This window comes from Caldivirga sp. UBA161, from assembly GCF_002506515.1.
Taxonomy (GTDB): Archaea; Thermoproteota; Thermoprotei; order Thermoproteales; family Thermocladiaceae; genus Caldivirga.
Genome location: NZ_DAXS01000041.1, coordinates 21,030 through 34,060 on the forward strand (window position 1 = coordinate 21,030; position 13,031 = coordinate 34,060).

Below are 13,031 nucleotides of genomic sequence, written 5' to 3' on the forward strand. Positions count from 1 at the left end.
GATTCATCTAATCACCTCAATACAATGAATGCTAAGGGATAGTTCACAGGGAGAAAATATTAAAGAGCACTGAGGTAACCCCAACCCATGCCGAAGGAGGTTTTCCTAGTGGATCTGTGGAGGAGGTATGCGGATAATGCAGTGGAGATTAGGGTTAAGAAGAATGGTAATGTAGTTAAACTGAAGGCTAGGACAAAGGCTAGCCTAGTTACCATTAAGTTACCTGAGGATGTGGCAACTAAGCTTATTGAGGAGTATAGGAGTAAAGGTAAGAGAATAATTGAGTTCTAGTCGCTTTAAAATTCTTCAATGACTTGCATTAACCATGGTTTAGCTACGGAATCATGTTTTTAAGCATAAATTAAGGACCCTTAAGTGAATGGAAGGCTTAACAAGGGATGACGTACTTAAGGCCTTATCATTAGTTACAGTGAATGAAAAGGAATTCCTAGGTAGGTGGGTTTTCATTAATAATGCATCAGTTTTTGAGGGCTTAGTAGCTGTTATGCTTACTCAAAATACCAGCGATAAGGTAGCCACTAGGGTTTATGAGAGACTTAAGGAGAGGCTTGGTTTAATAACTCCCAACGCTATATTAAGCTTAAGTAGGGGTGAATTGGAAAATATATTGAGGCCTATTGGTTCCTTTAGGCAGAGGGCTGGGAGGTTAATTGAATTAGCCACCGTGGTTAATGAAAGGTATGGTGGTTCACTGGAGTTCATTAGGGGAATGAACACTGACGAGGCTAAGAGAATACTCATGAGCCTACCTGGTGTTGGACCTAAAACTGCCGACGTGGTTTTACTTAATTTAGGCAAGCCTGTTTTCCCAGTGGATACACACATAATGAGGATTAGCCACAGGTTGGGTGTAGTGGGTAGTTATGAAAAGGTCAGCGCCTTCTGGATTAAGCTATTGAAACCTAGTGAATACTTAATGGTTCACCTCGGATTAATAGCCTTCGGTAGGGCAATATGTAGGAGTAGGAAACCACTATGCGGCAACTGTCCACTTAGGGTTAAGTGCAAGTACTACATAAGTACTAATCAGCAGCATAATTAATGTAACGTAATTTATTTAAATCATTATGGGCTACCGAGTATAATGCCCATAAAGCCTGTATACGTGGTGCTTGGATTAAGCCTATTATCGATAGTCCTCTCAACTATAGCCATGGTGCATAGTTACTTAGGTATAAATGAATTATTCATGAAGCTTGAGCCAGCAACTTACTCAAGTAAACTAGTGTATGAGCTTGTCGGCATAGCAATACTGGATATAATTACCTTCACTGCGTCTGTTTTCGTAGTTAAGGAGAGCTTCCTAGATGTTGCAACATCAATCTACGTTCATGAGGAGGTTATGGCTAAGATGAGGAGAATTATGGCATTCATGGGTGCCGCACTCTCATCAATATCAATAATTATGGTGCTGATAGCCATAGCCTCAGTGATTTAATGATTCCGACCTAGATTATGCTTATTGACCCTTATTATGAATATATTTCTGAATTCCATAGCATCAACACTATTGAGATCCCTAGGTGCATTAAGTTTGCCTAAATAAGGAAATTCACAAATGTTAATAAATTAATAAAAATCACTATGGCTTAATCCTCCTCATATCCCTTGGGAAGGGTAATGCATCCCTTATGTGATCTAATCCGCAAATCCACATAACCAGCCTATCAACTCCAAGGCCGAAGCCAGCATGTGGTACTGAGCCATATTTCCTTAAATCAACATACCATTGGTAATCCTCAGGGTTCAAGTTAAATTTCCTTATCTTACTGATTAACTCATCGTAATCATATATACGTTCACCACCACCCACTACTTCACCATAACCCTCAGGTGCCAATACATCAACACTCAGGGTTGTAGATGGCTTACTTGGATCATTCCTGTGGTAAAAAGCCTTAACATTCTCGGGGAAGTGGTGGAGGTGAATTGGTTGAGTGAACTCAAGGGTTAACGCCTTCTCCTCATCAGCGCCAATATCATCCCCCCACTTTAAATTGAATCCCTTCTTATTAAGTATGTTAATGGCTTCATCGTAAGTTATCCTGGGGAATGGTGGCTTAACGTTCTCAAGGGGTTCGGTTTTCCTACCCAGTAGGCTTAGGTCATCTAGGTTTGATTCAAGAACCCTCTTAACAATATGGCTTATTAGATTCTCCGTAACAGTGAACATGTCCTCAAGCCCAGCCCAAGCAACCTCAGCCTCAGCATGCCAGAATTCAGTTAAGTGCCTACGGGTCCTTGACTTCTCAGCCCTGAAGCTTGGGGCAATTGTGTAGACCTTCTCCAGTGAGAATATGAGAGCCTCCAGGTAGAATTGGGAGGATTGGGTTAAGTAAGCCTTCTCACCAAAGTAATTAACCTCAAAGAGTGTTGAACCACCCTCCACGGCTGATGTTATGAACATTGGGGCTTGAACCTCATAGTAGCCATTACCCCTAAACCACTCATGTATAGCCCCAAACACTGTACTCCTAATCTTCAACACGGCCTGCATCATCCTACTCCTAACCCATAGGTGCCTCATATCCAGTAGGTATTCTGAATCAGCCTTGGCCGCATCCTCGTTTATTGGGAATTGCCAACCCACGAAGCTCCATGGTATGTCTATAACATGAATCTCGAAGCCACCTGGTGCTCTGGGTTCCTTCTTAACATGCCCTGTCACAATTAGTGATGACTCTATGTTAAGCTGCTCCGCCTTCTTAAACACAGGTTCATTATCCTTACTCACCACTGCCTGTATTATTCCTGTTGAATCCCTAATAACTATGAATATTTTACCCCCAGTTACCCTCTTCCTATACACCCAACCCCTCACAGTAACTAAACCCCCTTCCCCAACCTTTGCAACATCCTTAACGTATGTGAAGCCCTGCATACTCTTATTAGCTGCCTTAACGAGTGTTTTAATTCTTTAACCAAATTGATTTCAAGGATTTTAGTGCTTCTTAGTTAAGTTAATGTAATGTACCTACATTAACTAATGGCCCTTAAGAATTCCCTGAAACCAATAATATTGCCTTAAGGTTCCTTAAGAAGTCATCAATGGTGTTCCACACTGATAGAGCTACCCTAGGGTTAGTGGCCTCCGCTGAAATTGTGTAATTGATTTCATCATTAATGCAGTTAATACTTGTTTTAATCCCTTCAGGTAACCCTACTTCATCAACCTTAAGGGCCTTAAGGATGCTTACGCAGTCGTTGGTCCTTACCTTAACGTTAACCGTTAATTCACTCCGCATACTCATCCACCACCTGAGCGACCTCCTTAATACTCTCCATAGGTATTTCCGGTGTTGGATTAGCTTCAGTGGCATTACCGTTAATTACAGTTAACTCAGCGAAGTATAAGTTAAGTCTCCTTAGTAATTCACCATATATACTATGCTTAATTGTAGCAAATATCCTAGACTCCTCACCGTTGAGCTTAACTAATACTGATGCTGAGGTAAGGGGATTCTTTAAGTAATGCCTATACTCAAGAATGCTTCTAGCACCCTCAACAGTATCCACGAAACCCCCTAGGCCAAGGGACCAGACAGTATTGAAGTAATAAGGCCCATTGGTGAAGGCTAATTTAACTGCTGAATCCCCAGCAACCACTAGGTAATCTAATCCCTGTTCCTTAAGTAGCTTAACTACTGATAATGAGTTAATTATTCCTACGGCTGGGTTAATGCTCTTACTGGTGGCTAATGCTATTGACAACGCCGTGTAGGGGTTCATGGACACTAACACTGTTAAATCATACTCATTGATTACGCTTAGGGCGAGGGGTTCATTACTTATATTCATGTATCTAACCCGGTGGCCCATGCTTGTTAACTCATCGGCAAGCCTACTTGTACTGTACCTACTGGAGTCACTTAATATGAGGAGTTTAGCCACGTTAACCCATTTCAGCGGGTATTAAATAAAGTTAATCACGCTATAGCATTCACTTAGGGCGTTGAAGCTTAATAACATTACTCCTCACTTTACCTTCCTCCGAGCTCTTAATTAATGCCTCCAGTAGTGCATCATCCTGCGTTGCCAATATGACTTGGTTAATCATGCCCTCACTTATCGCCTTTATAATGGTTTCAGAGAACGCCCTCTTGGCGTTGGCGTCAACGTAGGGGATGGGTTCATCCATGAGGATGAAGCCTAGGTTATGCTGCATCAGCCTATATACGGCTAGCACGAATGATTGAGCCAGCGTTAACCTTTGCCCATCACTAAGCCTCGATACTGGAACATCCCTACCTCCTCTAAGCGCGTAAAGTACGTAGTCGCTTCCCTTACCTCTCCTATGCTGAAGCTTAACGCTTATACCCTCTAGGTCACTGTATGGGTATAGTTGCTTAAATAGGTCAACTACCTTAGATTGAATTACGTTAACCACATTACCCCTGACCTTATTCTGAACATCATTAAGCTTATTAAGTATGCGCTGGAACCTACTATTAATCTCCTCAAGTTCCTTAATTTCACTGAGAACCCCCTCAACATCAATGTTCTCGTGGCTTATCCTAGATAATACAGTGTCCAGTTGCATGTATTCTGATGTAGCTTCCTCAAGCCTCCTCCTAAGCTCATCCATGCGCTTCTCCATATCCCTTAAGGCCTCATCAATACCCACAATCTCATCTAGGTTTATGCCGCTTCCCTTAAGCTCATTAAGGAGGTTACTTTCCTCAAGCCTTAATGCATCCCTCTCCTTAATCTTCCTATAGATTAAATACCTCTTCTCAGCCTCCTCAAGCCTCCTATGGGTTAACTCAATGATGCTTCTGAAGTCCTTAATCCTCTTCTCAAGATCGGCAATAGCCCTCTCCACCCTCTGAAGCTTATCGAGGTATTGGTTCAATTGAGCCTTATACTCATCAACCTTACTTAGTAGTTCCTGGTACTGAACGTACTGGGTGTATAATCCCTCCATTTCCATAACAACCCTCTCAAGTTCATTAACCCTGTTCTTAACGTCGATTATCCTTAATTCACTTAACTCCCTCTGCAGGTTACTGGCCCTTTCCTTAAGTTCATTAAGCCTATCCTTAGTTACCTTAAAGCCGTGGACTGGGCACGTTGCTTCACCATGTATTTCAATCTCCTTTATCAAGTAATTAAGTACCTCTAATGCGGATGCCTTAACCTTAACCACGACCTCAATTTCATTATACTCACTCCTAGTGGATTCTAAGTCAGCCTTAACCTTACTTAAATCCCCATACTTCTTAACATACTCAACATACTGCTTAGCGGCCCCCTCAATGGCGCTGAGCCTCTCCATTATTGAGCTTAACTCCCCTCTAGTCCTATCTATTAGCCTACTTAAATCCTCCCTACTCTTCCTCATGGCTTCTAACTCCTCCTCAAGCTCCTTCACCTTACTCTCCAGGGCATTAACGCTGCTGTAGCTTAACTCAAGTAACTCATCAATGGTATTAGCCTTCTCAAGCCTTTCACTTAATTCCTGTAGCATGGCTGACTCAAGCCTTGGAATCAGCATGCGCCTAACCACCTCTAGGCTACCCTTAATTAGAACCTCACCGTAATCCTCATCCTTAATGCTCCTCAACTCCTCCTCAAGTTGCCTTAAACGCTCCCTAACGTACAGGTACCTGGTGTACTGTTCCTCAACCCTCTTAATAGCCTCAACGTACCTTGACCTCCTATTGGCTAATTCAACGTAAGCCGTTGAAATAGACTTAACTTGCTCCCTAATACCCTCTATCTCAGCGGCTAGGCTACTCCTCTTATCTAAGGCTGCCTTAATTGAACCATACTTGCGTAGTAGATCCTCGGCCTCCCTTATGCTGGCTAGCCTCTGCTTCCTAATGCCTATAGCCTCATTAACCTGCTTAACCGGTAATACACTACCTAAGACTTCAAGGAACTCTAATCCAAAGAGCCTATCTATGGCTAGTGTCCTCCTCCTAATTGAACCATAAACCAAATCCTCAAGAGTCTTATGGCTAATTAATATGAACCTCTCGAAATCATCATCATCAACCCCCAGTAAGGTGATTAGGTAGTCGTCTGTTGATTGATTACCATTTATGGTTAGGGACTGATACGTTGAATTACCCTTACGCATCAGCCTCCTCACAATTAAATTACCGCTTAGTCTTAAGGCTACTGTAGCTTCATTAGAATCCTCATTAATTAAGTCACTTAACCTGGCAACCCTCTCCCTAGCCTCTAATTGATTACCATAAAGGGTGAACTCAATCGCCTGAATGATACTTGATTTACCTGAGCCTATTGGCCCATGAATCACGTTTAAGCCATCAATGAAATTAAAGGCTGCCCTACTCTTAAATACCCTAAATCCCTCCAATTCCACTGAATCTATTATTAAACGATTACTCATAACTTGATCCCATATTTACTAAGCATTGCGTTTAATTCCTCCCTAATTCCCCTAACTCCCCTTTCCCTATACGCCTTATATAGGTTCAACACTAGATCCGAGTCTTCACCGAACTCCCTCCTTATTAATTCAATAATAGCCTCACTGGATTTAGCGTCCATTTCAGGTTTTAGGATTACCTGGTTATTATTAAGGTTTTGCTCCCCACTTCATATCCTCCACATATTAATGCGGTAGTGAAATTAATATGGCTAAACCTAAATGAGGCTGAGTGGGCATTAACTGAAGTTGTTATGAATTATTCACGTGGTTTGCTTAAGGATTTTGGATGCTATATCGGGTGCTAATTCCCTTACCTTATCCTTAAACTTATCCAGGAACTCCTCATCCTCCTTCTTATTCCTTAATTCATCAGGGAGAAGTATCGGTATCTCGTCCTTTATTGGATACCATCTACCGCACGTTGGGCAGTATAATATTCCATTAACAACCTCATGCTTAATGCACTCACCGCAAGGAGCCTCCTGACTGGGGTTGCTCATGTCCTTAATGTTCATTTTCCTGAAGGAGCAGTATAGTTCGCAGAAGGGTATCCTACCGCTGTATGTCCTTTCAGGGTAAGTCTTCTCCTCAAACACTACTAGGGTTAGTGGGAACGTTTTATCATATGGGCACGCTAAAATATCCATTAACCTATATTTCATCAGCAGGTGCTGTATCGTGAACTTAAAAATATTACTCCACGCAAACAATGAGTTAACGGTAAACCTCAACGTTAATGCACCATGTATTAAACGAACCGAGTTAATGATACCCTTATTTGTATCGTGGAAACTTTTATAAGGGGTTATGCCCATTGTTAGCAATAATAATGCCTATTGATGTATTAAGCATGCTTCATCCCATGGTTAGGGAATTAGTGGTTAAGAGGGGTTTCAAGGAATTAACAGAGCCCCAGCTTAAGGCAATCCCAATCATACTGAGTGGGAGGAATACCCTATTAATAGCACCCACTGGTAGTGGTAAGACTGAGGCAGCCCTACTGCCTGTCTTATCAATGTTCCTGAATATGCCTCAGGATAAGCCAAGGGGTATTTACATACTCTACATAACCCCCCTTAGGGCTCTTAATAGGGATTTACTGAGGAGGATTGAGTGGTGGGCCAATGGAGCTGGGTTAACTGTGGCTGTTAGGCATGGTGATACTGATAAGAATGAGAGGGCTAGGCAAAGTAGGAATCCACCTCAATTACTCATAACCACCCCTGAGACTCTTCAAATACTCTTCATTGGTAGTAGGCTTAGGGAACACATATCTAAGGTTAAGTGGGTTATAGTGGATGAGGTTCATGAATTAGTTGAGGATAAGAGGGGAAGCCAATTATCAATAGCCCTACAGAAGCTTAAGGCCTTAGCAGGTAAATTCCAGGTAATTGGCCTATCAGCATCAGTGGGCTCGCCCAGTGAGGTGGCTAAGTTCCTTGTGGGTAATGATGAGGAGTGCGAAGTCATTAACCTATCCTTCACTAGGAATTACCAATTCGACGTAATTAACCCAGCTGCATCATTAAGTAGCGCTGATATTAATGAACTTAAGGCTAGGTACATGATGGCGAGTGGTATTAACACCGATGAATTATTCCATAATGATGCCTTAGCCAGGTTACTGTACGTCATGCGCCTAATTGATGATTCTGGTAAATCATCAATAGTATTCGTTAACACTAGGTCAATGGCTGAGTTACTCACCTCAAGGATATTAATGATTAACCCAACCTACCCAGTATCAATACACCATAGTTCATTATCAAGGGTTAATAGGCTTAACACAGAGGAGATGCTTAGGGGTGGTAGGCTTAAGGCAGTTGTGGCAACATCAAGCCTAGAGTTGGGTATTGACATTGGGCACATTGACCAGGTTATTCAATACGTTTCACCACACCAAGTCACAAGGCTTGTTCAGAGGGTTGGGAGGAGTGGGCATAGGCTTGACAAGGTGCCTAAGGGCATTATAATAACTGAGGATATTAACGATACCTTAGAGGCAATAGCCATAGTGAATAGGGCTAGGGCTGGATGGCTTGAACCAACTAAATCCCCTGAAAAGCCTTACGATGTACTCTTCAATCAGATAGTATCACTAATACTAATGAAGCCTAGGTGGACTGTTGATGAAATATTCAACATAATTAAGGGAGCCTACCCCTACAGGAACTTAACGAGGGATGAGTTGGTGGCTGTTCTTAGATTCATGAGCGAGGGCCTTAGGCCAAGGCTAGCCTACTTCATTGAGGAGGAGGGTGTTGTGTTAAAGCCTAGGAGCCCCCAGTCTAGGATTGAGCTTAGGGAGTACTTCTTCAATAACCTATCAATGATACCTGAGGAGAAGCAGTACCTGGTTACTAGGGTTGATACAGGTGAGGCGGTTGGTGTACTTGATGAGGCATTCATGGCTGAGTATGGGGAGCCAGGCATAAAGTTCGTGTTCAGGGGTAATGTGTGGGTACTTAGGTCAATTAAGGATGATGTAATTTACGTTGAACCGGCAAAGGACCCAGTGGGCGCTATACCCTCGTGGATTGGGGAGGAAATACCAGTACCCTTTGAGATTGCTCAAGATGTTGGTAAGCTAAAGAGGATCATAGCCAATGAGTTAAGGAGTGGGGTTAATGAGGATGCATTAATCAGTAGGTTAACTAAGGAGCTGGGTGTATCTAGGCGCACGATTAGGTACATAGTGTCAGCTATTAAGGAGCAGTTGAAGTACGGCTTCATACCAACAGATGATTCAGTAGTCATTGAGAAGGTTGGTGAATTAGTGGTAATACACGCCAGCTTCGGTACATTAGTTAATAGAACCTTATCAAGGTTATTAGCCAGTTACATGACCCATACCCTTGGTTTACCGGTTAGGGTTCAGCAGGATCCATACGCAATAATACTTCAATTACCAAGTAAGGTTGAGGCAAGCATCATAGTAGAGTCCCTAAGGGCATTAGCGAACTTAAGCATGAGTGAGTTCCTCCAGTACATTAAGAGGATAGCCCTTGAGACTGGGTTATTTAAGAGGAAGGTGGTTCAAGTAGCCAGGAGGTTTAACGTTATTAAGAGTGATAAGTCGGTCTCGGACATTAGCTTAACAAACCTAATACAGGCCCTTGAGGGTACGCCTGTTTACGTTGAGGCATTGAGGGAATTCATAACAAGTGACCTTGATGTTGATGGCGCAGTGAGTGTTCTTAAATCAATCCTAAATGGGGCCATTAAGGTGAGCGTGATTGAAGGCAGTGAATTCAGCCCAATGGCTAGGGAGATCCTAAGTAAGGCTAGTAGTAGGCTTGAGGTAATTGCCCCAGAGAGGTTGGATAAGTTAGTGATTGAGAGCGTGAAAGCTAGGCTACTTAATGAGTCATTGACTTTAGCATGCCTTGAATGCGGCAACATTTATATTGGGAGGATTAAAGAATTGATTAAGAATTTAAAGTGCCCTAAATGTGGTTCAGTTAAATTGGCCGCATCAAAGATGGAGCCTGATAAGGTCGCTGCAATAGTTAGGAGGGGTAAGGGGGATGATTATGAGAGGTTAATGAAGGCCAGCGAATTGGTGGCTAAGTATGGTTGGAGGGGTGTGATGGCTATAGCCAGTAGGATTAGTTTACGTAAGGCTGAGGAATTTCTATCATCAGATGGATCAGAGGACTTTAATGAATTCATTACTAAACTATACAATGCCGAGAAGGAGGAGGTGAAGCAGAGGTTCTTCACTTAACTAACCTTAGTTACATTAAGGTAAGCTAAACCATACATCATAAGTGAACTACTCCAGGTGCATGATGGTGGTGGATTCGGTAATGTACTCCAATTTGGGTTAATTAACGTAACTGGAGTCTGTGAGTTAAGGCAATTTAAAGCAGACACCACCACAGGCTGCTGTGATGATAATACAGTTAACCCACTCCTCCTAACCGTGAGGCTGAAGCTACTTGTTGATAACTTAATGGTAATGTTTAGAAATAGGCCTAAGCCACCATTACTCAAGTAATCTGGGTAAAGCGTAACTGTATAGTATAGTGAAATACCTTGACCAGGTAATGTTGCTGTTGGTAGGGTTAACCGGTACTGGAATGAACCAGTGACTTGGCTTAATGACGCTAATGCAACGGCTGTTTGAAACTCATGGGTAATGGCATTATAAATCAATGACTCTAAGTATGATGCAACGTTAAGCATATTGTAGGTTACGTAATAGTTAACGTAATAATACATTAACCCAGCCACTGCAATTAAGGCGACTGTAATTATAATGTAGCCTATCACATCCATACCATTCACCTAAAGGTTATGGTCATGTTAATGATGATTATCCTAATATTGTCTATACCATTGATGGTAATTGATTCACTTAAGCCACCACACATCCCACTCACCGCCACAGAGGAGCCACTTGGCAGTGAAATAACGGTGGATTCAACATCAGTTACATTAATAATTAACGTGGCCCTAGAACCCAATGCCGTATTAGGCATTGTATTGAATACTGGGATGTAAATATAAGCGCTGGGTGGATTCTCAATGATCATTACCCTTGGGAAGACAACCAAGTAGGTACCGTAAGCTACCCCAAGCACATTACCGTAACCGAACTGCACAATGGATATTAATGGTGCAGCTGAATTATTAACAATGGGGGCATCAACCGCAGCGCTGGGTAATCCATTACTGTAGCCACCCCTAATCACATTAATAAATTTAGCTGGGTACGATAGTAGGTTAGGTGGGATGCCGTAAACCACTGCACCACTGGTGAAGTTACCGTAACTACCAATACTGTAATTACAGTACCTATCTATTAGGTTGAATGCACCATACCCCGTTGATGGCGTTGGGTAAACTAGTACTGTCCCTGAAACGTACATTGAAGCCTCAACATCATCGGCAACATTGGTTAGGAATGACTCAACCTGAGCCAATGCAGCTGATGCGGCAGCCCTATTGAAATTACCCATGGCATAAACTAGGAAGACTGCAGATATTATTAGCACCACTGTAATCAGTATTACAACCCCAATTACATTGGATTGACCAACCCTAACCATTAGCCACTCACCTCCTGTATTTCAAGGGCGATTAGGTAGTATGTCCCATTGGGTAATGTTATAATTGTGTATGCCCCTGCAGTTGGGGTAAAGGGTAAGCCTGGGATGCTGTATGCATAATATGGTGGAATAACGTTACTGGTTATTGCATAGTTGAAGTAAGTCCCAGTAACCACTGCTGAAGTGGCTGGTGGTGTGGCCATTAGGTCGAATATCCTTACTATTGAATTATAAGCGTAGTACACGCCAGGGGTGGATGGGGAACTTAAACTTAAGGTTATGCCAGAGTTACCGCTTACTTCAAGTGATGCTGAGGCTATTCCATTGTATGTTAATGGTAGGCATGTTGATTGATAGAGGACACTTATTGGCTCACTGATCATCGACACGTAATCATATATACTTACTGACTCACTGAGCGTGAAGTATAATGAAGTGCCACCAGGGCATACCCCTGCAGTGGCTGAGGGTTGTAGGCTAATCCTGAATAGGTAGGCGTACGGGGCATTAGCGCTGTAGGTTAATTGCCCATTAATGTATAATGCGTAGTTAACAGTACCATTACTATAGTAGGTTAAATTCAGTCCAACTGGTACTGTAGTTGAGTAACTACTGGTTCCATTATACACAGTTACCACGTAATTTACCCCTATGCTTAATGTTGAAGCGGGTATTATGCTTATTAATTGGCCAATTAAGGCCACGTCCACTCCAGTGGGTAGGGGGTTAATTAAGGTGCATGATGCTAGTGATGATTGTGAAACATTAAGGGTAAGCACATTACCTGTTAACGAGTAGGCACCAGTACATACTGCAGTATTTTGGTTAAACCACCAGTATTGGTTTAAGCCGCTTTGCTGTGTAAGCACACTTAACCCATTATTATAGTTGGCTATTGGTAAACCCAGTGATGTAGCCATGAGTGAGCTTAAGCCACCGTAGGGTGGGCAATAGGGGTTACTGCAGTATTTGCCGGTAATCGGGTTAAAGGGTACTGAGGCATTTCTGGAAACAATGATTGTTAACCTACTTGATGTGGTTCTAACCCACATTAAGGCATCGCCAGTAACATAGTTGTAGCTCATTAACCACCAGTTAACTGGATCACCATTACTGCTGATTATGAATACATTAGCCATGGGTACAGTGGTATTAATCCTGTAGCTTAAGGGCAATCCCTGGTTAATTAAGTGAATTGGTAAGTCAATTAGTGCGTAGCCACCGTACGTGCTTGGACTTGGCACCAGGGTTACATTTAAAGCAACATAATTAGGCGTAACACTGTATGAACTTACTGTTAAAGCCTTATAGAGGGGTTCAAGGCCAATGAACCAATTATACTGGGGGCCAATTACCGCTGAGGCTAGTGAATGCACAGTACCCCAATCACCTCTACTTAATGCATTTATAAATAGTGGATTAGTGACTAGGGTGTATAGTGAATTATAGGCGTATTGACTAACATCAACCTGAACCTGACTCCTAAGCGGTGTTAGGGGTGACTTGAATAATAGTGGTAGCATTGAGAAGAGTATGAGTATTACTATTACCGCCGC

Annotated in this window: 13 protein-coding genes; 4 read left to right on the top strand and 9 right to left on the bottom strand. The window is 42.4% G+C overall.

The features are described from left to right. Positions 1-87 precede the first annotated feature (87 nt). The 3 genes from BP896_RS04780 (at position 88) to BP896_RS04790 (ending at position 1,459) form a co-directional block, all read left to right on the top strand. A complete protein-coding gene (locus BP896_RS04780) occupies positions 88-291 on the top strand; it encodes a 50S ribosomal protein L38e (RefSeq protein WP_291766288.1) in 204 nt (67 codons plus the stop codon). A gap of 88 nt (positions 292-379) precedes the next feature. Beyond that, positions 380-1,063, top strand: coding sequence for an endonuclease III domain-containing protein (locus BP896_RS04785; RefSeq protein WP_291766290.1), 684 nt, complete (start codon positions 380-382; stop codon positions 1,061-1,063). Between the two features lie 42 nt (positions 1,064-1,105). After that, positions 1,106-1,459 carry a hypothetical protein gene (locus BP896_RS04790; protein ID WP_291766291.1) on the top strand — a complete coding sequence of 118 codons (354 nt, stop codon included), beginning with the start codon at positions 1,106-1,108 and terminating at the stop codon, positions 1,457-1,459. A gap of 144 nt (positions 1,460-1,603) precedes the next feature. Here BP896_RS04790 and asnS read toward each other — a convergent pair whose 3' ends face one another. The 6 genes from asnS to BP896_RS04820 form a co-directional block, all read right to left on the bottom strand. Beyond that, the gene (gene asnS / locus BP896_RS04795; RefSeq protein WP_291766292.1) at positions 1,604-2,902 is read right to left on the bottom strand and encodes an asparagine--tRNA ligase; all 1,299 of its coding nucleotides are present in this window, start codon (positions 2,900-2,902) and stop codon (positions 1,604-1,606) included. A gap of 112 nt (positions 2,903-3,014) precedes the next feature. Next, a complete protein-coding gene (locus BP896_RS04800; protein ID WP_291766295.1) occupies positions 3,015-3,266 on the bottom strand; it encodes a KEOPS complex subunit Pcc1 in 252 nt (83 codons plus the stop codon). Then, complete coding sequence (locus BP896_RS04805; protein WP_291766296.1) at positions 3,256-3,912, bottom strand: hypothetical protein; 657 nt, start codon at positions 3,910-3,912, stop codon at positions 3,256-3,258. Before BP896_RS04805 ends, BP896_RS04800 begins: the two co-directional genes overlap by 11 nt. A 49-nt stretch (positions 3,913-3,961) precedes the next feature. Further along, entirely contained in the window at positions 3,962-6,379 is a 2,418-nt protein-coding gene (locus BP896_RS04810; protein ID WP_291766298.1) for an AAA family ATPase, read from the bottom strand. Further along, on the bottom strand, positions 6,376-6,540 hold the full coding sequence (locus tag BP896_RS04815; protein ID WP_291766300.1) for a hypothetical protein: 165 nt from the start codon (positions 6,538-6,540) through the stop codon (positions 6,376-6,378). Before BP896_RS04815 ends, BP896_RS04810 begins: the two co-directional genes overlap by 4 nt. A 141-nt stretch (positions 6,541-6,681) precedes the next feature. Then, positions 6,682-7,083, bottom strand: coding sequence for a Trm112 family protein (locus BP896_RS04820; RefSeq protein ID WP_291766302.1), 402 nt, complete (start codon positions 7,081-7,083; stop codon positions 6,682-6,684). Between the two features lie 167 nt (positions 7,084-7,250). Between BP896_RS04820 and BP896_RS04825 the strand changes: the two genes are divergently transcribed. Then, the gene (locus tag BP896_RS04825) at positions 7,251-10,148 is read left to right on the top strand and encodes a DEAD/DEAH box helicase (RefSeq protein WP_291766304.1); all 2,898 of its coding nucleotides are present in this window, start codon (positions 7,251-7,253) and stop codon (positions 10,146-10,148) included. Here the strand turns inward: BP896_RS04825 and BP896_RS04830 are convergent. The 3 genes from BP896_RS04830 to BP896_RS04840 form a co-directional block, all read right to left on the bottom strand. Next, complete coding sequence (locus tag BP896_RS04830; protein WP_291766306.1) at positions 10,145-10,702, bottom strand: hypothetical protein; 558 nt, start codon at positions 10,700-10,702, stop codon at positions 10,145-10,147. The two genes, BP896_RS04825 and BP896_RS04830, sit on opposite strands and share 4 nt — an antisense overlap. Positions 10,703-10,707: 5 nt before the next feature. Continuing rightward, positions 10,708-11,475, bottom strand: a complete 768-nt coding sequence (locus tag BP896_RS04835; protein ID WP_291766308.1) for a hypothetical protein — start codon at positions 11,473-11,475, stop codon at positions 10,708-10,710. Then, positions 11,475-13,031 (bottom strand): hypothetical protein (locus tag BP896_RS04840; protein ID WP_291766310.1); only part of this gene is annotated, 1,557 nt, incomplete at its 5' end. The genes BP896_RS04835 and BP896_RS04840, both read right to left, overlap by 1 nt.

Excerpts from the sequence above, each read along its gene's own strand:
- BP896_RS04810 (WP_291766298.1), bottom strand. The coding sequence starts at position 6,379 with ATGAGTAATCGTTTAATAATAGATTCAGTGGAATTGGAGGGATTTAGG.
- BP896_RS04780 (WP_291766288.1), top strand. The coding sequence starts at position 88 with ATGCCGAAGGAGGTTTTCCTAGTGGATCTGTGGAGGAGGTATGCGGAT.
- BP896_RS04790 (WP_291766291.1), top strand. The coding sequence starts at position 1,106 with ATGCCCATAAAGCCTGTATACGTGGTGCTTGGATTAAGCCTATTATCG.
- BP896_RS04800 (WP_291766295.1), bottom strand. The coding sequence starts at position 3,266 with ATGCGGAGTGAATTAACGGTTAACGTTAAGGTAAGGACCAACGACTGC.
- BP896_RS04820 (WP_291766302.1), bottom strand. The coding sequence starts at position 7,083 with ATGAAATATAGGTTAATGGATATTTTAGCGTGCCCATATGATAAAACG.
- BP896_RS04835 (WP_291766308.1), bottom strand. The coding sequence starts at position 11,475 with ATGGTTAGGGTTGGTCAATCCAATGTAATTGGGGTTGTAATACTGATT.
- BP896_RS04825 (WP_291766304.1), top strand. The coding sequence starts at position 7,251 with ATGCCTATTGATGTATTAAGCATGCTTCATCCCATGGTTAGGGAATTA.
- BP896_RS04830 (WP_291766306.1), bottom strand. The coding sequence starts at position 10,702 with ATGGATGTGATAGGCTACATTATAATTACAGTCGCCTTAATTGCAGTG.
- asnS (WP_291766292.1), bottom strand. The coding sequence starts at position 2,902 with ATGCAGGGCTTCACATACGTTAAGGATGTTGCAAAGGTTGGGGAAGGG.
- BP896_RS04785 (WP_291766290.1), top strand. The coding sequence starts at position 380 with ATGGAAGGCTTAACAAGGGATGACGTACTTAAGGCCTTATCATTAGTT.
- BP896_RS04815 (WP_291766300.1), bottom strand. The coding sequence starts at position 6,540 with ATGGACGCTAAATCCAGTGAGGCTATTATTGAATTAATAAGGAGGGAG.